At 39.0% G+C, this 18,646-nt stretch carries 21 protein-coding genes and 1 pseudogene; 12 read left to right on the top strand and 10 right to left on the bottom strand.

Features of this window, described 5'->3' with window-relative positions; genetic code table 11:
- Nucleotides 1-453: 453 nt before the first annotated feature.
- On the top strand, nucleotides 454-1,218 hold the full coding sequence (locus ACFQU8_RS06715) for a ZIP family metal transporter (protein WP_382358431.1): 765 nt from the start codon (nucleotides 454-456) through the stop codon (nucleotides 1,216-1,218).
- A gap of 11 nt (nucleotides 1,219-1,229) precedes the next feature.
- On the opposite strand, the gene ACFQU8_RS06710 is transcribed toward ACFQU8_RS06715, so the two are convergent.
- Complete coding sequence (locus ACFQU8_RS06710; RefSeq protein WP_382358430.1) at nucleotides 1,230-1,640, bottom strand: Fur family transcriptional regulator; 411 nt, start codon at nucleotides 1,638-1,640, stop codon at nucleotides 1,230-1,232.
- A 268-nt stretch (nucleotides 1,641-1,908) separates the two neighbouring features.
- Here ACFQU8_RS06710 and ACFQU8_RS06705 point away from each other — a divergent pair, with 268 nt between their 5' ends.
- A complete protein-coding gene (locus tag ACFQU8_RS06705; RefSeq protein WP_382358429.1) occupies nucleotides 1,909-2,094 on the top strand; it encodes a hypothetical protein in 186 nt (61 codons plus the stop codon).
- Nucleotides 2,095-2,215: 121 nt separating this feature from the next.
- Complete coding sequence (locus ACFQU8_RS06700) at nucleotides 2,216-2,740, top strand: DinB family protein (RefSeq protein ID WP_382358428.1); 525 nt, start codon at nucleotides 2,216-2,218, stop codon at nucleotides 2,738-2,740.
- 898 nt (nucleotides 2,741-3,638) lie between these two features.
- Here ACFQU8_RS06700 and ACFQU8_RS06695 read toward each other — a convergent pair.
- The 3 genes from ACFQU8_RS06695 to ACFQU8_RS06685 form a co-directional block, all read right to left on the bottom strand.
- The gene (locus tag ACFQU8_RS06695; protein ID WP_382358427.1) at nucleotides 3,639-3,875 is read right to left on the bottom strand and encodes a hypothetical protein; all 237 of its coding nucleotides are present in this window, start codon (nucleotides 3,873-3,875) and stop codon (nucleotides 3,639-3,641) included.
- A gap of 53 nt (nucleotides 3,876-3,928) precedes the next feature.
- Nucleotides 3,929-4,588, bottom strand: coding sequence for a class D sortase (locus tag ACFQU8_RS06690; RefSeq protein ID WP_382358426.1), 660 nt, complete (start codon nucleotides 4,586-4,588; stop codon nucleotides 3,929-3,931).
- A 141-nt stretch (nucleotides 4,589-4,729) separates the two neighbouring features.
- Complete coding sequence (locus ACFQU8_RS06685; RefSeq protein WP_382358425.1) at nucleotides 4,730-5,434, bottom strand: LPXTG cell wall anchor domain-containing protein; 705 nt, start codon at nucleotides 5,432-5,434, stop codon at nucleotides 4,730-4,732.
- Between the two features lie 564 nt (nucleotides 5,435-5,998).
- On the opposite strand from ACFQU8_RS06685, the gene ACFQU8_RS06680 reads away from it, so the two are divergent.
- Nucleotides 5,999-6,307, top strand: a complete 309-nt coding sequence (locus ACFQU8_RS06680; RefSeq protein WP_382358424.1) for an AbrB/MazE/SpoVT family DNA-binding domain-containing protein — start codon at nucleotides 5,999-6,001, stop codon at nucleotides 6,305-6,307.
- 3 nt (nucleotides 6,308-6,310) lie between these two features.
- Nucleotides 6,311-6,580 (top strand): type II toxin-antitoxin system RelE/ParE family toxin, encoded by a 270-nt coding sequence (locus tag ACFQU8_RS06675; protein ID WP_382358423.1) that lies wholly within the window; start codon nucleotides 6,311-6,313, stop codon nucleotides 6,578-6,580.
- A 636-nt stretch (nucleotides 6,581-7,216) separates the two neighbouring features.
- Here ACFQU8_RS06675 and mqo read toward each other — a convergent pair.
- From mqo to ACFQU8_RS06645, 6 genes and pseudogenes are all read right to left on the bottom strand, one after another.
- Nucleotides 7,217-8,758: a malate dehydrogenase (quinone) gene (gene mqo / locus ACFQU8_RS06670; protein ID WP_382358473.1), complete on the bottom strand. Its 1,542-nt coding sequence runs from the start codon at nucleotides 8,756-8,758 to the stop codon at nucleotides 7,217-7,219.
- 76 nt (nucleotides 8,759-8,834) lie between these two features.
- Nucleotides 8,835-10,568, bottom strand: coding sequence for a pyruvate oxidase (locus ACFQU8_RS06665; RefSeq protein WP_382358422.1), 1,734 nt, complete (start codon nucleotides 10,566-10,568; stop codon nucleotides 8,835-8,837).
- A gap of 285 nt (nucleotides 10,569-10,853) precedes the next feature.
- A complete protein-coding gene (locus ACFQU8_RS06660; RefSeq protein WP_382358421.1) occupies nucleotides 10,854-11,534 on the bottom strand; it encodes an LrgB family protein in 681 nt (226 codons plus the stop codon).
- Nucleotides 11,531-11,908: a CidA/LrgA family protein gene (locus ACFQU8_RS06655; RefSeq protein WP_382358420.1), complete on the bottom strand. Its 378-nt coding sequence runs from the start codon at nucleotides 11,906-11,908 to the stop codon at nucleotides 11,531-11,533. The genes ACFQU8_RS06660 and ACFQU8_RS06655 overlap by 4 nt, the downstream gene beginning before the upstream one ends.
- Before the next feature lie 14 nt (nucleotides 11,909-11,922).
- The gene (locus ACFQU8_RS06650; RefSeq protein ID WP_382358419.1) at nucleotides 11,923-12,564 is read right to left on the bottom strand and encodes a GntR family transcriptional regulator; all 642 of its coding nucleotides are present in this window, start codon (nucleotides 12,562-12,564) and stop codon (nucleotides 11,923-11,925) included.
- Nucleotides 12,565-13,013: 449 nt separating this feature from the next.
- A pseudogene (locus ACFQU8_RS06645) lies at nucleotides 13,014-13,577 on the bottom strand (recombinase family protein); the annotation flags it as partial.
- A 352-nt stretch (nucleotides 13,578-13,929) separates the two neighbouring features.
- On the opposite strand from ACFQU8_RS06645, the gene ACFQU8_RS06640 reads away from it, so the two are divergent.
- The 7 genes from ACFQU8_RS06640 to arsC all read left to right on the top strand — a co-directional run bounded on the left by ACFQU8_RS06640 (nucleotide 13,930) and on the right by arsC (nucleotide 18,106).
- A complete protein-coding gene (locus ACFQU8_RS06640; protein WP_382358418.1) occupies nucleotides 13,930-14,256 on the top strand; it encodes an ArsR/SmtB family transcription factor in 327 nt (108 codons plus the stop codon).
- A gap of 74 nt (nucleotides 14,257-14,330) precedes the next feature.
- Nucleotides 14,331-15,215, top strand: coding sequence for a permease (locus ACFQU8_RS06635; RefSeq protein WP_382358417.1), 885 nt, complete (start codon nucleotides 14,331-14,333; stop codon nucleotides 15,213-15,215).
- A 14-nt stretch (nucleotides 15,216-15,229) separates the two neighbouring features.
- The gene (locus ACFQU8_RS06630; RefSeq protein WP_382358416.1) at nucleotides 15,230-15,382 is read left to right on the top strand and encodes a hypothetical protein; all 153 of its coding nucleotides are present in this window, start codon (nucleotides 15,230-15,232) and stop codon (nucleotides 15,380-15,382) included.
- Between the two features lie 137 nt (nucleotides 15,383-15,519).
- Nucleotides 15,520-15,726, top strand: a complete 207-nt coding sequence (locus ACFQU8_RS06625) for a hypothetical protein (RefSeq protein WP_382358415.1) — start codon at nucleotides 15,520-15,522, stop codon at nucleotides 15,724-15,726.
- A gap of 167 nt (nucleotides 15,727-15,893) precedes the next feature.
- A complete protein-coding gene (locus tag ACFQU8_RS06620) occupies nucleotides 15,894-16,238 on the top strand; it encodes an ArsR/SmtB family transcription factor (protein WP_382358413.1) in 345 nt (114 codons plus the stop codon).
- Between the two features lie 25 nt (nucleotides 16,239-16,263).
- A complete protein-coding gene (locus ACFQU8_RS06615) occupies nucleotides 16,264-17,553 on the top strand; it encodes an arsenic transporter (protein WP_382358471.1) in 1,290 nt (429 codons plus the stop codon).
- A 133-nt stretch (nucleotides 17,554-17,686) separates the two neighbouring features.
- The gene (gene arsC, locus ACFQU8_RS06610) at nucleotides 17,687-18,106 is read left to right on the top strand and encodes an arsenate reductase (thioredoxin) (protein ID WP_382358412.1); all 420 of its coding nucleotides are present in this window, start codon (nucleotides 17,687-17,689) and stop codon (nucleotides 18,104-18,106) included.
- Nucleotides 18,107-18,646 lie beyond the last annotated feature (540 nt).

The raw sequence follows: 18,646 nt of genomic DNA, 5'->3' as shown, positions 1-18,646 counted from the left end.
CCGCCGTCTGTATCAGGTGAATGAAATGGTCCGTCATGTAAATTCATTATTTGCGAGAGTAGCCCTAAATGCAAATATGAGCGCTCTGCTTCATGGAATCAGATGCTAAATATTTAACTAACGGACGCAGTTGTTGAATAACCAATTGTTCTAAATAAGAGGAGAATACAGTAAATAGTATTCTCCTCTTTTATAATTTTCTCTGTTTCGATGTAATGTTTTCCTAGAAGCTTACATGCCAAATCGCGTTGTGATAGGATTAAAATAATCTCGAGATTCACTCAAGAAACGAGCCATTTTGTAGGAAAGAAAAACATGCTTAAAACCTTGTGGGTTCTTTCTTGCTATAACTTTCTCACATTGATTTACATATCGTAATGATTACGATATAATTTTAAACATGTAAATCGTAATGATTACAAATTAGATTTTTTCATTATCATGTGAAAGAGGGTGAGTTCAATAACCTGGGGAATTTTAAACTATCTTATCTTAGCAGCCATCGCCAACGTTGCGGGTGGATTGATTATTTATATAAAAAAGATTTGGTCTGACCGGGCACTTCATGCATTGATGGCAATCAGCGCAGGGCTTTTGCTATCAATCGCCATTCTTGAATTAATTCCAGATGTAGCCGAAAGCAATAAGTTCAACCCGGTATATATTTTAATTGGCATGCTGTTGATTTTTTTTCTCGAGCGCTGGATGCCCCACTCCCATAGCCCTAATGACACACAAGAAATAATTAATACAAAGAACGCTCTTGTCGGGTCTATTTTTGGCATGATGATACATGCTTTTTTTGATGGATTTGCTATCGTTGTCAGTTTTGAAATGGACACACGTATAGGTATCATGGTACTAGTTGCGATTATTCTCCATAAAATACCTGATGGTGTTACCATCTCATCCATCGTGTTTTCCATTTCAAAGAACAAGAGTAAGGCGATCTTATCGGCTTTGATCATGGGGGTTGCCACGATTGTCGGCGGCTTCGCAGCTTGGCTCATAACAGGATTTTTCGCCAATGGTGATACAGTTTTAGTTATTGCGCTTTCTTTAACGGCCGGCATCTTTTTACACGTATCAGCAGTGGATTTACTCCCAATCATCAATCATTCACGTGAACGTCTTGTCGTTTTGTCTTTTATTCTTAGCATTTTGGCTTATCTTATCATGCAATGGATACTAGGTATGCTGCCTGCCACTGGCCTTTAATATATGTGTAATTAGGGTGTTTTACACAAACGACAATAACCGTAAACTTCAAATTTATGCCCTGTAATGTGAAAGTCATTCATTTCCGGTATATCATGAATTGGACAATTTTTAATAACTCGGGTTTCCCCGCATTTTAAACAAATAAAATGATGATGATGATCAGATTCGGCACATAGTTGATATTTTTTTTCACCAGCGAATTCCGTTTCTTCAAGGATGCCTAATTCACTACACAGCGCCAAGTTTCGGTAAACGGTATCATAGCTCAAACCTGGATGATCGTTTTTCAAATGTTGAATAACATCTGAGCCTGATACATACTGCGGATGTTGGCTTAAAAAGGTCAAGATTTCTTTTCTTTTTTCTGTTATTTTGTATCCATTTGTTTTTATTTTTAGTAAAGCTTCACTCACAAGCATGATCATTACTCCCATCTATATTAATTTTAGCAAAGAAAAAGTAAAAAGATAAGATTTTAACAATTTGAGTTTCCATAGAGGTTGTCATTAAGGCAACCCCTTCCAATTAAAATGAAACGATCGTCGTGCTAAAACATGTAATGTTTTCATAAAACCTTACATGTCAAAAAAACCATTGTGATAGGATCAAACTAATCGATATGGCCATTTTGTAAGGTTGAAGATTTCTTTTTAAATTGTTTTTAAAGTATGGTTTCGGAGAGTGATTATGAATATAAAAAACATCGATAGAGCTTTATTCACAGGCTTATTTGTCGGTATAATTATCTTTCTTAAAGAATCCCTTTTTCCTAATACAAATGTTTTTTTATCAATGCTTATTAGTGGGTCAGCAGCTTTAATTGGTTTTTTGATTGGAGATAAGATATTTTCTGAAAAAGATAATAAAAATTAATATGTCAGAATCGGGCCAGTTAATGGAAGTAGGATAGAGCCTTTTTGATGTTACTAATAATAAAAATGGTATTGTATAATTGGGCTGGCGCTAAATTAAACACGAAGGGAAGAAGCCTCAAATGGAACGACTTGAATTACAGTTGTATGATTATAACGAATGGGCAAATGGACAAATTTTCAACCGACTAAAAGAGCTTCCAAAGGATGTTTATGGTAAAGAAATTCAAAGTGTATTTTCCTCGATATCCCGTGTTTTGGCTCATGTTTATCTTTCTGACCTTGGTTGGATTGAGGTTTTCTCCGGTAAAAACATGGAGCATGCTTTGACGTTACAAGAGCAACTAAAAGGAGAAATGGAGTCAAAAGGATTGGAGGAGATGGAAGCGAAGTTTCTTAAACTATCAGAAAGATATAAGTTGTTCTTTAATCAATTGGAAGGCTTAGATAAGTCCCTCAAAATTGAGAATCCGAATGGCGACATTATGGAAACTAGTGTATTTGAACAAGTACCCCATGTCGTTAATCATGGAACATATCATCGTGGTAATATCACAGCTATGTTAAGACAGATGGGTTATGCTTCTGTTCCGACTGATTATGGTCTTTATTTATATTTGAAACAATCGGGCGCGATTGTGGAATAGAGGTCTGTCTTAAATAGGCAGATTTTTTATTTTTTAGTAGTAATTTGATGTAATGTTTTGCTAAAACCTTACATGTGAAATCCCCATTTGCTAGTATTTTATTTTAGACCTTTCACAACATGTATGGTAACCTTAAACAGTTAATAAAACCATACACCGAAAAAGGACCCTGAGAAGGATATTTCAGGGTCCCAAGATTTGCGTTAAAGAGGTTAGGTTTTAAACATCAAAATCAAGATGAGCAGTTATAGTATACCACCTTTTTTCGGAAATATACACTTGTCAAAAAATCCTTGTCTTATTATAAAAAAGCGTTTAAACTAAGACTACCTTCTTTATGAGTTCTAAGCATGAATAACTAGTCACAATACTTTCTGTATAACTTGCTCATAAAAAGCCTAAAATTTAAAGCTAGCCCCTAGCTTTAAATTTTAGGCTTTTTGATTGATGGAACCCATTAAATTGAAAAACTATCTTCCTCATAAGCATTCAAAAAGTACTTCTTTTGTTACGTGAGGACGATATTAAGAACAGCTTGAAAGACTTTCAATTATAAGGGCGAAACGTCAATAAAGGTTCTTGCTTTCTACACAACACATGTTGCAACAAACAAAGACAGCCAAGGTCCTTATCATGTCCGTTGTCTTAAGACAACATTTGTTTCATTAATGGCTTTCATTCTAAATTGCGTGTTTAGAATAAGGCACAATGATGACATATTTGACGATTTTTTGCTATCACTGAAAAGGCCGGAACTGCCGGCCATAGCATGAAAGTGATATCAATTCTCCCTTATGCTCTTTCTACTAAATTCCTCTCATGCGTTCTCAAGTTTATTAAAAATATTTCTGGCCTCTTTTTAGGCATTAACGTTTAATGAACAAACAACCTCGGCAAATTAATCAATAATATCAAGGAACTGTATTAATGTTCCAACAACACTTAGTATGACACCTGCAAGGGCAACTCCTCTACTTGGCATCTGATGCTGTAACATATGGTTTTTAGCTTCTATATATAACACAATGCCAGCAATACCAACGATTAAACCAAGCCATTCTTCAATTAAAACTGAGAGAATGCCTAACACTAAAATGATAACTGACTTACCATTCAATTTGGTCTCTAAATCCAATTCAATGACCCCTTTGGCATCTTAATGAACAAGGTATCTGTTAGTTTAGTTGATTAATCGCTAAGCAGATCCCCTTCATCAATAAGATTAGCCTGAACAATGTAGCGTTTTGGTGTATATTGAATATAGCCAAATGGATAGCAAGTCGTAAGCGTCAGCGTTGGATCATCTTTTTGGACAATCACTGAACGGTCATCCTCTGTCGTAATCCAGGTTTTATTGATTTTGTATTGATAGTCTTTCCCCTGATAGGTCATATAAAGCAAATCGCCATCATCAAGATCGCCTAATTCCTCAAATACAGTGTTGTTATGTCCAGACAGGACAGTGTGACCACCTTGATCCGGAGGAACCGTCCATTTACTTACGTATTCGCCGACCCCTTTCTTCAGGGTATCTCTGTTAGTTCCCCAATATACGCTAAAGGCCTTTTCCAGTTTAGGTATCGTAAGCTTAGCTACTTCTTCACCTTCTTGATAATCCGGTATTTCTGGCTTATGATGATCTTCTTTAACGTGGTCATCTTGTTTATTACTGGCAGACAGCGTAGGATCAGATTCATGGTCTGTCTGTTGCTGATCCGAATCCTCGGCTACGGCTACTTCTTTTTCATCAAGGTCAGTCACCGATTGTTGACTGTTCCACCATTGGTACCCATACCAGGAAACAATCACCAAACCAAATATAACTAGCGTAATACCAAACTTTTTCATCAGTAATCATCCTTACACAGTGGTTTTCTGACAATATATACACCTATCAGCTATCATCATTAACAATGACACTTTTCTCTAATGGATGATGTGTTGTCTAAACAAAAGGAAGCGGAGTCCCCCGCTTCCCTGATAATCCCTTTATTCAGTTACTTTTTTCTTTCTACGGAAGGCAAGTAATGCACCGCCAGACATAGCAACGATCCCGCCGATTAATAAGCCTAATGGGGCGTTGCTGCTAGTATCGGGAAGAGCCCCGCCTTCTTGATCATTGTTCGCAGTATCTGCAGATTCTCCCATTTTTCCTTTTGTTGGGTTGCTCGCCGCGCCTTCATTGTTCGCAGTATCTGCGGATTCTCCCATTTTTCCTTTTGTTGGGTTGCTCGCTGCGCCTTCATTGTTCGCAGTGTCTGCAGATTCTCCCATTTTTCCTTTTGTTGGGTTGCTCGCTGCGCCTTCATTGTTCGCAGTGTCTGCGGATTCTCCCATTTTTCCTTTTGTTGGGTTGCTCGCTGCGCCTTCATGTTCTTCCTCGTCTATTTTTTGCATATCCACGATGTCCCCGGAAGATTCGCCCACGGCTACACTAATGTGTCCTTTCTCGCTGTTGTGCAGCTCAACGATATAAAGTGATTTATCTTCTTTAGCATCAACGTCACCAATCTCGCCGCCATACTGATTCTGAGCTGTTTGGCTTGCTGCATTTTTCCCTACTGAGCTGTTCGCTTGGGCATGAACCTGATGGGAGCCCAAGTTAAAATGAAGTCCTACGGCTCCAGACATGGCAACTGCTATAAGTAGAGCAATAACAATAAAAGATAATTTTTTTGTTATATTTACTGTCATACGTATCTCTCCTTTTCTTTAATTTTAAATGCTTCTAAACACGAGGACACTAAGAAATGAAAAATAAATGAACGTTCCGAATTCAAACTTAATAATTTTATTAGGTTTGATGGAAGAACTTTGATTTATTTCCTGTAAAAAAGAATACTACTTATTTAAAAATTATTCAACATCCAAACTTATTTCCGAAACATTGGGGGGCAAATTTTTATACCGAAAACAACATCCTATTTTGACAATACTTTTTGGTCCAAATAAGGATCATTTCTATAACAGCTTTTTTGATAGATGGCATAAACCCTTTGATGGGGTAAAACAAGAATAATTTTAAAAATAAATGATATCATTTTCTCCTTATGCTCTTTCTACCAAATTGCCTCTCATGCGTTCTCAAGTTCAACAGCAAATGCTAAGACCTATTTAATAAGATCATTAAGAGTCCCTTCCGTAAGATTGTATTCTCGATCAATTATGCTATAATGAAAGTATGAAATTCGGAAAATCGGAAACAATAAAAAGGAAGTGCATATCATGTCTTTAAAAGCTCATGAAAGAGGGATGGACATGAAAGAACGGATTACCATTCGGAAAAAAGGCCAAATCACCTTACCCAAGCATTTTATGGAGAAATTTCATCTGGAGGAAGGCGATTCACTGGAATTAGAAGTCACGGAGGACGGTGACGTAGCTATTGTCCCTATGGTCCAAGTACCTGCCAATCAACAATGGTTTTGGAGAAAAGAATGGCAGCAAGGAGAACAAGAAGCTGACGAAGATATTCAAGCAGGCAGGGTTCAATCATTTGAAGACAGTGACAGTGCTTTAAAATGGCTGGATAGTGATGACGCCGAGTCATGGTCCCATAAGGATTAAGACATGAAATTAGCCTTTACCAAAGCATTTGTTAAACGCTATAAAAAACTGGATCCTCAAAATCAGGGAAAGATTAAGATCACACTACAGCAGCTGGAACAAGATCTCTCTTACCCGTCCCTTCGCGTCAAAAAGATGAAAGGCTATCGTCAGCCAGCCATATGGGAAGCCAGTGCCAGTATGGATTTACGCATAACGTTTGAAATCGAAAAACCTGATACGATTATTCTTCGCAATTGCGGCCATCATGATCAAACATTAAATAATCCTTAGGCATGATGTAAAACTAATAGCTTTATTCTCTCCTGCTTTTCATGCAACATATGTTTTTGGCCGGTAAATACAAAAGACAGAGCAACAATCTCTGTCTTTTTTTTCGTCATCAATTACAAATCTTAAAGCGTCCCTTGAATGTTTGAAATTCGAGCGAAGCGACACCTCATAACAAGTAAAGGTATTAGGATTTTATCCTAACAAGCCAAAAACTTCGTTTTTGGGGTTTGTCATGACAAACCCGTAGCTTGCCTTACTCTGCTATCACAATTATTTATTTACAAAAGCCCCTGCAGGAAAATTAATATAAAAGTCGTTCCATCGACTCTTATATATTCAATAATCTTTGCATGAACTCCCATCGTAAACACGCAGTTGTTTTATGCAGCGTAAGCAAATAAAAACCACTGCGTGTAGATGGGCCACTCCCATCTGGTCGTGATCATTACTGAACCTCAATTTGGTGGAAACCTCTAGGGAAAATAATACTCTATGGCCTACGATAATCAGTTATTTTAAAGTCCTAGATTGTAAAATTAAGCGAGACACTAAAAAAAGGACACCATCTGCGTACCCTTTTACCAGAAAAATGTCTTCTACACGTGAAACCTGTACTTCTAAGAAAAATCCAATCATTTAGTGAAGGGTCATTTTTTTATTCTTCTCCACTAAACCGAGTGTACACGAACTTGAATGGTGAACCTTATGAAAAAGTTCTGGGTTTTCCGCCAATGACTCGCCATAAGATGGAATCATTTCCTTGATTTTCGTCTCCCATTCTTCTAGATATTCTGGAAAGCATGTTTTGATAACATCCAACGCAATCGAAACAGAAGTTGAAGCACCTGGTGACTCTCCCAACAACGCGGCCATCGTATTGTCTTTGGAAGAAATTAATTCTGTACCAAATTGAAGTGTCCCTTTACCACCAGTCTCAGTATCTTCAAGTACCTGAACGCGTTGTCCTGCTACTAGTGTATCCCAGTCCTTATTTTTGGCATTTGGCACAAAATTCCTGAGCTCCTTCATACGTTGTTCTTTTGACATCAACAGCTGTTGGGCCAAATATTTGATTAATGACATGTTCTTTGCGCCTGCTGCCAGCATAGTAAAGATATTATTTGGTTCAACAGAGCCCAATAAATCCATATAAGATCCAGCCTTCAGAAATTTAGGCGTGAAACCCGCGAACGGTCCATATAGCAAAATATTTTTACCCGCGATATGGCGGCTATCAAGATGTGGCACTGTCATGGGTGGGGCGCCCTCGGGCTCTTTACCATATACCTTTGCATGATGTTGATCGACAATTTCCGGATTATCACAAATCAAGAATTCACCGCTTATCGGGAATCCACCAACATGCTTGCTTTCGGGAATCCCCGTTCTTTGGAGTAAAGGCAAGGCTCCTCCACCGGCACCGATAAAAACGAAATTCGCCGTATGGTATTCAAGCATATCGTCCTCAAAGTTACGCACCTTGACCTCCCATGAATTGTCCGCTATACGTTTGATATCATCCACCCTATGATTGTAATAGATGTCCACATTATTTTGATTTTCTAGATTGGCAAGCATTTTACGCGTTAGTTCTCCAAAGTTAACATCTGTTCCAGAGGCAACTTTTGTAGCCGCTATCGGTTCTTTTGATGTACGGCCCTCCATCATCAAAGGGATCCATTCCTTTAATGTTTCTAGGTCCTCGGAATATTCCATCCCCTCAAACAGTGGATGGTTTGACAGTGCTTCAAACCGTTTCTTCAAGAATTTCACATTATCTTCACCATGCACAAAACTTATATGGGGCAAGGGTCGAATAAACGCCTGCGGGTCACGAATTTGATTCTCGTCCACCAGATAAGACCAGAGTTGTCTTGAAACCTGGAATTGTTCATTAATTTCAACCGCCTTGCTTATATTCATGGATCCATCCTGCTTTACCGTCGTATAATTTAGTTCACACAGGGCTGCGTGTCCTGTCCCTGCATTATTCCATTCATTAGAACTTTCATTTCCCGCCTTGTCGAGCTTCTCAAACAGTGTAATATGCCAGTGCGGCTCTAATTTATTTAGAAGCGTGCCCACAGTTGCACTCATGACTCCGGCACCAACGAGGATCACTTCGGTTTTTTTTTGTCTGTTGTTCATTTCCTGGTACCTCTTTTCTGCAGGGAGAATATTAGTGCGCTGATTCGTTGCAAACCCGGGCGCACTCACACCTTCTCTCTTTATTATATAATCACATGAATCGTTTTTAAAAGATTCTTCGCATCACTGTTTTAAGGGGTGGCATTTTTTTCAATTTATTTTCCTCTAATGCTGATCTCAGTTCAAATTTGGCATAACCCACGGCCTCATCCCAGATGATTTTACCTGGAAGAGGGGCGGCGTCCGGGTCAACCCAAACATTTACAACAACCGGCTTATTGGCGTTTTTCGCCTTTTCAAGTGTAGGGGCAATCTGTTCAGGTTCAGTCACGGTATAACCTATGCCATTGCAGGATTCAGCAAATTTGGCATAGTCAATATCTCCAAGCTCGATGCCGTATTCTAATTCACCCGCCGATTGTTGTTCATATTTAATAAAGGATAATTCACTGTTATTCAGTACGATCACGATTATGGGCAAATCATAAATGACTGCTGTGACAAAATCCTGCATCACCATGGAGAATCCACCATCACCTGTAATACAAATGGCTTGTCTTTGGGGTTCAGCAATTTTGCTAGCTATTGACCCCGGTAGGGCGCATCCCATCGTACCTAACCAACTTGAGATGAGAAAATCTTGTCCATGGTCTAGCTTCAAGTAACGTGTTGCCCAAACTGTTGCTGTACCAACATCGATAGAAAATATCGCGTCAGGATCCGATATATGCGCAATTTCAGCCATTAATCGTTCCGGGCGAATGGGTTTTGAATGATCTTCTTTATCTTCTTGCATCCACTCATTCCAGGTTCTCATATTTTCCATACAAGCATCGAGGAATGATCGTTTCATGACCTGGTTTGTTTCCTTGATCAATGCTTGCAAAGCATCTTCCACATCAGCGACAATTCCCGCCGTTGCAGGAAAACGCTTGCCGATATTCGAGGCATCATTGTCAATTTGGATACTGGGAATGTCGCTTTTGGGTAAGTAATTGGAATAGGGATAATTGGTTCCAATCATGATCAGTAAATCAGCATCTTGTACGGCTTCAAACGCTGGTTTCGTACCAATTTTGCCCAGATTCCCTAAATAGTTCGAATGTGTGTCAGGCACAATCCCTTTTGCCGGCAAAGTGATCACTGAAGGTATTTTTGCATGATCGATGAACTGAAGTAACGAATCTTTTGCGTTTTTTGCCCCAACCCCAACCAGAGCAACGGGTTTGTTCGCCTTGTCCAGGTGGGCTGCTGCTTCTTTGATATCCGAATCCGTGAATTCATTTTGTGGATTTTCAAATGTGTAGGTTTCATAGGGAACCCGGTCCTCAATTTTGGTATCAAGAATGTCACTCGGAATTGTCAGTACCGCAACACCTTTTCTTTGATAAGCCGTTTGAATCGCTTCATTTACAACTTCGTGGATGTTATCCGGAGAATCAAGTTGTTTATTATACACAGCTACATCTTCAAATACAGAAGGCAAATCAACCTCCTGGAAGAATTTTGTTCCCATTACGCTGCTTGCAACCTGCCCGGCAAAGACGAGCATCGGGACGTTGTCCATTTTCGCGTCATACATCCCATTTAATAAATGAATCGCGCCGGGGCCGCCAATACTTAATGCGACGGCAATCTTCCCGGTTAATTTTGCATAACTGCTTGCGGCAAGTGTTGCCACTTCTTCATGGCGAACGTGATAGAACTTAATCTCATTTTCAACTTTTTTAAGGGCATCTACCACGGAATCGATTGAATCACCAGGTATTCCATAAACATGATCAATTTGCCAATGATTAAGCGCCTTGACTAATGCATCATTCGCTTTGATTTTTGCCATCTTCTTACTCCTCTCTTTATTCAATAGTGTTTCCGGAGTTGCATTCATCATCCTAAGACCACCATGGATAAGCCGTTTACGATTTTCACATCATCAAAACCTCCTCTTTTAAAGATTTTACAGACGTAAAATCTTCAGGACAAAAGGGACGGTTAATTCGTTTTTCCCTTTTCGGATCTAACTTAATTTTCATTTTGCCTTTATCAAGCCAATTCGACCCATCTCTATTGCAATAAATAGAACGATGACAGGAAATCAGGACTGAAAAGGTGAAATCAAGAAGCTTTATGTTATGAAGGTGAACAACACGGGAAGGACCACCGATATGACAAGTGCGGACAAAATCATCGCGACAGAGCTAACTGCACCAGTCGTGCCGCTATCTTCAAGTGCTTTGGATGTGCCGATCGCATGGGAAGCACTGCCGTACCCGATGCCTTTACCCAGTTCATGGCGAATGTGCAGCCACGAAAACAAGTAAGGGCCAATAAGTGCGCCACCGATCCCCGCAATCATGACGAACGTTACGGTCAGCGAAGGCAATCCCCCGATTTGTTTCGCTACGTCGATGGCGACAGGAGTGGTGACGGACTTCGGCAATAACGAAAGTATCATTTGACGTTTGATCCCGAAGATGGACGCGACAGCCCACATCCCGACAATCGCAAGCGCCGATCCGGTGAGGACGCCACCCAGAATCGGCACGAAATGGCGTTTGACAAGATGCCACTCTTGATAAAGCGGGAAGGCCAGGGCGACGACCGCTGGGCCGAGCAGATGGTTGATCCACGTTCCGCCTTGCATATAGACATGGTATGGAATTTGAAATCCATCCAGTATAAAAATAATGACGATCGCAGAGGTGAAGATCGGCAGCAGCAACGGCATTGGAAAACGGCTGTACAATTTCACAGCTAAAATATAAATTCCGACGGTAGCAAGAATAATCACAATCGCAAGGATCATTGCTCAAGGCTCCTTTTTTTGGTGTCGCGGGTAGCGAGTCGTTGGCCGATTAAAGAAGAGATGGCCATGATGAAAACGGTGTTGACGAAGACTAGCATGATAAGCCACAATCCTTTATGGGCAAAAAAAGACTCATATTTTATCACACCGATGGCCGATGGTAAAAACAATAAAGGAAGCCAGGCAAGTAAAAAAGACGAGCCGTATGCGAGCCGCTTTTGACGGATGATGCCGGTCAACAACAGGAAAAACAATAAGATCATGCCGATAATGCTGCCGGGAATTGGTAGGCCTGTCACATGCTGGATCCCTTGTCCGATGAGATAGATGACATACAGGCCGACAATTTGGACAATGATGCGAATGATTTTCAACATAGGTGCTCCTTTCATGGTGAGTGTTCGATGATGCTTATAAATGCCTGCTTCTGGTTACGTAGATGAGTTTTCATCGCCTCTGCTTCGGTATCATTTTTGAGATCCGCAACAATTTGTTCATGTTCGCGGATAAGCTCTTCTCGTCTCGTTTGATAGTTCAGCACCTGCATACCAATACGGCGGACAGCCTCGTTAATTCCGTCGAAAATTTGCATGAGTCGATGGTTGTTTGAACTCTTGTAAAGAACCTGGTGAAATTGCTGGTCCAGCAGCATCAGTTCCTCATCAGACAAATTTGCATGGCTGTTTTTCATGTCTTCGGCAATCTCTGTCATCTCTTTGATTTGCGTCTCGTCCATTTTGGTGAGCAATGACGGCTCAAGCAACAAGCGCAGTTCGAAAATATCTTCGATATCTTTTTCCTTTAACGGTATGACATACGTTCCTTTATAAGGGACATTTTTGACCCAACCCTGGGCTTCGAGACTCTGGATCGCTTCTCGAAACGGCGTTTTGCTAATATGATAATTTTCCAGTACAAGCCTTTCTGTGATCGGCATGTCTTCGGTCAATTCTCCGTTAATGATCGCTTCTTTCAAAATGGATTGGGCTTGTGCTTTTAATGGTTTTGGATTAAATGTGGGCTCTGGCATTATGACACCTCAAATAATGTTATTATGTGTATTGTATACAATATAAGAGTGTTTTACAATGGTTATGCTTTGAAAATGAAAGATAAAGGGAACGTGGAGGGGTGACTTTTGTTTGTAACATCTGTCCCGTCCAAGCGAAAATTGTATTAAACACCCAATCAGAAAGCACACAAATCCATATCATGACATTTTAAATAACTTTGGGACTATGCCCCTTTTTTAAAATGAAAGTACACAGCCCTTCTGTGATATTTTAAATAATCTGATTTGTCAAATTAATCGAGACAACATACTTTCATCAAATGGTTGTCCGACATAACCCATGAAACACTCAATCGGTGGCTGGCTTAAGTCCAGTACAATACCGAACTCAAACCAGCCAAACAGTTGCTTAATAAAAAACTCTAACTTTGTGGGGTCACTACCTTTGATCATTTTCTTCCTTATTAAGAGTTCTTATTTTTATTTAAATAACGATATAGCGTAGCCTTGCTAATTTCAGTCATATCCTCAATTTCGTTAACACTGTATTCCTCGGTATGATATAGCTTAATGGCCTTTGATATGGCTTTTTGATTAACGGTGGGGCGTCCACCTTTTCTTCCCCGGGATCTTGCAGCCTGCAGTCCTTCTTTCGTTCGTTCAACGGTCAGATCTCTTTCGAATTGGCTGAACGCCTGAAACACGGTCATCATTAACCGGCCTTGAGGCGTCGATGTATCAAAGTTTTCCTTATTGCTGACCAATTTCACCTCATGCTCTTCAAAATAGTTAACGAGATCGATTAAATCCTTCGTACTTCTCCCGAGTCTCGAGAAACTTTCAACAATAACCATGTCTCCAGGTCTTACTTTATCTTTCAAACGGGTTAACTCAGGACGATCGGCTTTGGTCCCTGTCATTTTTTCCGTCAATATCTCATTGCAATTATACTTTTTCAATAAATCTACCTGTCGGGATAAATCTTGCTGTTGGGTACTGACTCTTGCATATCCATAAATATATTGAGGCAATAAAAAAACCACCTTTCTAATCAATTGTATCATTAAGGGAGGTTTTAAATACATAGTTTTTGAATAAACTTTTGAAACTAATAATCCTGTAATTTATTAAGAAAAAACAGGTCAGCACATCAGTATCAAAAACATTCATTTTTAATACAACATATATTAGACAGAATTAAACAATCGTACCATATTGTTTAAGAAATCTTTCATGTACTGTCATATAAAAGGGCAGGAGTCACAGGGTGAAAATTTTTAATCGGTTAATCAAAAAAATTTGATTAATATGGTTGCAACTTTAAATCATAACTAATACAATAATTAATAAATCAAAAAAATTTGATCTAAGGAGAGTGTACATATGCCAGTTTTAAATCGAATTGATAACGTTGATCAAGAAGAATTACTTAAAACCTATGAAGCAAAATTCAAGGCTTTAGCTGACCAACTTCGCCTGAAAATCATGTATGAGTTGAACCAGCGAGGTCAGGTTTGTGTCTGTGATTTAGTTAAAATCGTAAATCTGCCTCAATCAAAGTTGTCGTATCATTTAAAAATCTTACTTGATGTTGATCTCATTCAACGTGAAAAAATCGGTACGTGGAATTATTACCGTTTGAATGATGACAAGGTTCGAGCACTCTTGTCAGAAGAATTGTGCTGTGTTTTTTATCCCGAAAAAAAATAAATTTTTAACCAATAGATCAAATATTTTTGATTAAAATATCAATTTTATTTGATGTATTAGACGGAGGAAATACGATGGATAGTTTTTTGGGTTTCTTACAAACATTTTTTAAGCTTCTCTTGGAATTAACAGTTTTATTTATTTTCATCAGTTTTTTGGTTAGTTGGCTACAACAAAAGGTGACCGAGGATAGGATTAAACGAGTACTGGATCGCCCAAATAAATGGAGTGGTTATCTGTATGGAACTGGTCTGGGAGCATTGACTCCGTTTTGTTCCTGTTCAACGATTCCTATTTTAGCAGGGTTATTATCATCTAAGGCTCCGTTTGGTCCATCAATGTCATTTTTAGTTGCTTCTCCACTTTTGAACCCTGTTATCGTCATCTTACTTTGGACATTACTGGGATGGCAATTGACCCTTTATTACGTGATTATTGTTGGGATATTTGCTGTGCTGATTGGTGTTGTTTGGAAAGCACTGGGGCTTGAACATTCCGTTAAAAATGTCAACGTCAGAAAAGGAAGCAGTCAAGACGATAATATCGAAAAATCCAAGTGGAAATTAGCGCTCGAAGATGCTTGGGGATTCTTTTATCCATTGCTGCCTTACCTATTGATTGGGGTCTTTATTGGGGCGTTTATTTATGACTTTATTCCACAAGATTTCATCGTTAAATATGCAGGAGGCGATAACCCCTGGACGATTCCAATCGCCTCCGTTGTCGGTATTCCGATGTATATTCGGGCAGAAGCCATTTTACCTATCGGTGATGCGCTGGTGAGCAAAGGGATGGGGATTGGTCCTGTAATCGCCCTTTTAATTGGGGGAGCCGGAGCAAGTATTCCCGAGGTTCTCCTGTTGAGTAAGCTTTTTAAAAAGAAATTAGTGATTACATTTGTGGCTTCTATTTTGATTGTAGCTATTAGTACAGGATTTATCCTTCACATTATCCTTTGAAGGAGGTGATAAGCATGGCAGAGAAAAAGTCAGGACTGAAAAAGCTGTTCTCCAAGCCCAATCAGGACTGTTGCAGTGTTGAAATTGAAGAAGTCAAATCAACCGAAAACGACAGTTGCTGTGGTGAGACCGATAAGAACAGTGAAAAGCACCAGAAAGAAGCTTAATGAATTAAACAGTCATCACTTATTCTAGCACCCAAACAAAGGACTTTTAAGTAAGTCCTTTGTTTGTTTCCACTAAGTTTATCTTTCTTGCTGAAAAAGTCATAAATAAACCTTCAGATCTGAAAGGGGGACAGGTAATGGTTGTTAATCATGCAGGAACACTAACTCAAGATTATTTTAAGTCTTATATAAAGTTGATTATGAATGTGAATGAATGTCCGCTAGAAGAAACAAAGAACATTGCTTTTAAACAGTTATTTGGAACAAATGAAAGCCGTTTTGGGAAGGAAACCTATAAGAACTTTTTATTAGCTTATCAAAAATTAGAGAATGAAATCGAGTAATGTTTGACCAGTTTACAGCCTCCTCATAAACTGTTGAAATGGATTCTTTTAACGCACATATTTTCCGAGTAACGATTTTTAAATACATTCACATATTCGTCTACTTTTTCATTGTTTATATAAGCAAATAGTTATATAATAATATTGTAATGGAGGGAGGAATTTGTATGCTGCAAACAGCCATTGAAATGGAAGAGGCTGCGGTTATTTTAAAATTAATGGGCGATAAAACAAGGTTGACGATGATGAAATTAATTGATAATCAAGCTTGTTGTGTTTGTGAATTTGTTGAGATTTTTAAAGCAAGCCAACCATCCATTAGTCAACATCTTAGGAAATTAAGAGATGTTGGATTGGTTAAGGAAGAACGAAAAAGACAATGGATTTTTTACTCCATAAATAAAAACAATGAATATTATCCGTTTGTTCAGCCAATTCTTGACCAATTACCTAGTCAGGATCACAAACTGAAAGAGTTGGACGAAAAAGGTACGCGAATTATTTGTTGTTAAGTGGAGGGGAATATTTTTGTCATCAATGTTGATACTAGCTGTTTTAATCTTTTTAGTAACACTTGTTTTAGTTATTTGGCAGCCCAGAGGGTTAAATATTGGATGGTCTGCCATTGGTGGAGCTATCGTTGCCTTATTAGTAGGCGTAGTAGGTTTTAGCGATGTCATAGAAGTAGCGGAAATTGTGTGGAACGCTACCCTGGCTTTTGTTGCTATTATACTTATTTCCTTGATACTGGATGAAATTGGACTGTTTGAATGGGCAGCACTGCATATGGCACGGATTGCAAAAGGTAATGGAATCAAGATGTTCGTCTATATTAGTATTTTAGGAGCGGTCGTAGCTGCCCTTTTTGCCAATGATGGTGCAGCATTAATACTTACACCTATTGTTCTTGCAATGGTTCGGAATTTAAACTTTACAGAAAAAATGATTTTTCCGTTTATCATGGCCAGCGGTTTTATCGCGGATACGACTTCACTGCCTTTTATTGTCAGCAACCTTGTTAATATTGTGTCAGCTGACTTCTTTGATATTGGGTTTGTGGAATATGCATCCCGAATGATTATTCCAAACTTCTTTGCATTGGCCGCAACAATAACCGTATTATTAATCTATTTCAGAAAAAGTATACCGAGATCATATGATGTTTCTCAATTAAGTGAACCTAAAGATGCCATTAAAGATCATAAGATGTTTCGCTTATCATGGTATGTTCTTGGCGTATTATTGGTCGGTTACTTTTTAAGTGAGTTCATTATGCTTCCTGTTTCTATTGTTGCAGGGGTTATAGCGATATTCTTCATACTTATGGCGAGAAAAAGCAAGGCGGTGGATACAAAAGCGGTGGTAAAAGGTGCACCCTGGGATATCGTGTTTTTCTCCCTGGGTATGTATGTGGTTGTTTATGGATTAGGGAATGCCGGACTGACGAGTGCTTTGGGCAGCGTCATTGAGGCGGCCGCAGAACAGGGATTATTCGTGGCGACTGTATCAATGGGTTTCATTGCGGCTTTTTTGTCTTCCATCATGAACAATATGCCAACCGTGATGATTGATGCGCTGGCGATTGCTGAAACCGATTCTTCCGGCGCTATCAAAGAGGCGCTGATTTATGCAAACGTCGTTGGATCTGATTTGGGACCAAAGATTACACCAATCGGTTCACTTGCGACCTTAGTGTGGCTTCATGTTTTGTCGCAAAAAGGCGTCAAGATTTCATGGGGTACTTATTTTAAAACAGGGATAATTTTAACCATTCCGATCCTGTTTATAACGTTACTGGGACTTTTCTTAACGTTGTCCTTTTTATAAGAATCTGATTATAGGGTTATGTAGCTTCTGGGGAGGAATATCGTAAGGTGGGATGTTCTTTCGCAGTTCCTATATTGTTTATCTTTCAAAAGCTTTATCAAAAAGAAGAATATAATGTAAAAGGAGAATTAGGATGTCTCAAAAAAAGATTTATTTTCTGTGCACAGGAAACTCATGCCGTAGTCAAATGGCAGAAGGCTGGGCTAAAAAATACCTTGGAGACGAATGGGAAATTAGGAGTGCTGGCATTGAAGCACATGGTTTAAACGAAAACGCAGTAAAAGCCATGAATGAAGTTGGAATCGATATTTCTGAACAAAAATCAGAGAAAATTGATGCAGCGTTTTTGAATAATACAACGATGGCAGTAACCTTATGCGCGGATGCGGAAGATAGATGTCAAATGACACCACCCCATGTTAGAAGAGAACATTGGGGTTTTGATGACCCGGCAAAAGCAGAAGGTACGGAAGAAGAAATATGGCAAGTATTTCAGCGCGTTCGTGATGAAATAGGAGAACGAATTAAAGGCTTTGCAGATACAGGAGAATAATCAATGTGTCCGAATTAATTTTGTCTACCGGAAACTATTAACTTAAAACGACTCTTTCGTTATACGATCGGGCGCGATTATAGAAAATCATAAGCCTAATTTCTCTCGTTTAAAGGGGGATTAGGTTTTATATATCAATTTACAGTGCATAATTACGCCTAAAAAAATGCAAAATAGTGTTTAAAGTTACACTGCAGGAAGCTAAAATAAGACAAATAAATAGCAAGAAAGGAAACAGATATTTTATTATTTTAATCAACTCCTCCTGGACACTTATAGCATCATAGCTACTATAAATTAGCCCGGCATTATCAGCTTCAAAGTCTTTGGCAGAGTCAATGCTCCGTTTGTGGAAAAGTATTCTTTTCTATGTGACCTGTTCATAAAAGGATACATAGAATGTGAATATGCCTGTAAAACCTCCTCGAATTTGGTCAGAGAGCGTAAAATAGTTTGTGTAAATCGCAATGACTCAATAATGGTCATAGAAAAAGGAAGACCCTTTCCTGTAGAATAGAGTTAGCCAAAACACACCCACAG

Origin of the sequence: Lentibacillus kimchii (genome assembly GCF_042666895.1) — a bacterium.
GTDB lineage: Bacteria > Bacillota > Bacilli > Bacillales > Amphibacillaceae > Lentibacillus > Lentibacillus kimchii.
Note: the sequence above shows the minus strand (reverse complement) of the source record. Positions and strands in the feature narration are given on the sequence as shown.

Excerpts from the sequence above, each read along its gene's own strand:
- ACFQU8_RS06710 (WP_382358430.1), bottom strand. The coding sequence starts at position 1,640 with ATGCTTGTGAGTGAAGCTTTACTAAAAATAAAAACAAATGGATACAAA.
- ACFQU8_RS06705 (WP_382358429.1), top strand. The coding sequence starts at position 1,909 with ATGAATATAAAAAACATCGATAGAGCTTTATTCACAGGCTTATTTGTC.
- ACFQU8_RS06700 (WP_382358428.1), top strand. The coding sequence starts at position 2,216 with ATGGAACGACTTGAATTACAGTTGTATGATTATAACGAATGGGCAAAT.
- ACFQU8_RS06690 (WP_382358426.1), bottom strand. The coding sequence starts at position 4,588 with ATGAAAAAGTTTGGTATTACGCTAGTTATATTTGGTTTGGTGATTGTT.
- ACFQU8_RS06685 (WP_382358425.1), bottom strand. The coding sequence starts at position 5,434 with ATGACAGTAAATATAACAAAAAAATTATCTTTTATTGTTATTGCTCTA.
- ACFQU8_RS06680 (WP_382358424.1), top strand. The coding sequence starts at position 5,999 with ATGAAAGAACGGATTACCATTCGGAAAAAAGGCCAAATCACCTTACCC.
- ACFQU8_RS06675 (WP_382358423.1), top strand. The coding sequence starts at position 6,311 with ATGAAATTAGCCTTTACCAAAGCATTTGTTAAACGCTATAAAAAACTG.
- ACFQU8_RS06665 (WP_382358422.1), bottom strand. The coding sequence starts at position 10,568 with ATGGCAAAAATCAAAGCGAATGATGCATTAGTCAAGGCGCTTAATCAT.
- ACFQU8_RS06660 (WP_382358421.1), bottom strand. The coding sequence starts at position 11,534 with ATGATCCTTGCGATTGTGATTATTCTTGCTACCGTCGGAATTTATATT.
- ACFQU8_RS06650 (WP_382358419.1), bottom strand. The coding sequence starts at position 12,564 with ATGCCAGAGCCCACATTTAATCCAAAACCATTAAAAGCACAAGCCCAA.
- ACFQU8_RS06640 (WP_382358418.1), top strand. The coding sequence starts at position 13,930 with ATGCCAGTTTTAAATCGAATTGATAACGTTGATCAAGAAGAATTACTT.
- ACFQU8_RS06635 (WP_382358417.1), top strand. The coding sequence starts at position 14,331 with ATGGATAGTTTTTTGGGTTTCTTACAAACATTTTTTAAGCTTCTCTTG.
- ACFQU8_RS06630 (WP_382358416.1), top strand. The coding sequence starts at position 15,230 with ATGGCAGAGAAAAAGTCAGGACTGAAAAAGCTGTTCTCCAAGCCCAAT.
- ACFQU8_RS06625 (WP_382358415.1), top strand. The coding sequence starts at position 15,520 with ATGGTTGTTAATCATGCAGGAACACTAACTCAAGATTATTTTAAGTCT.
- ACFQU8_RS06620 (WP_382358413.1), top strand. The coding sequence starts at position 15,894 with ATGCTGCAAACAGCCATTGAAATGGAAGAGGCTGCGGTTATTTTAAAA.
- ACFQU8_RS06615 (WP_382358471.1), top strand. The coding sequence starts at position 16,264 with ATGTTGATACTAGCTGTTTTAATCTTTTTAGTAACACTTGTTTTAGTT.
- arsC (WP_382358412.1), top strand. The coding sequence starts at position 17,687 with ATGTCTCAAAAAAAGATTTATTTTCTGTGCACAGGAAACTCATGCCGT.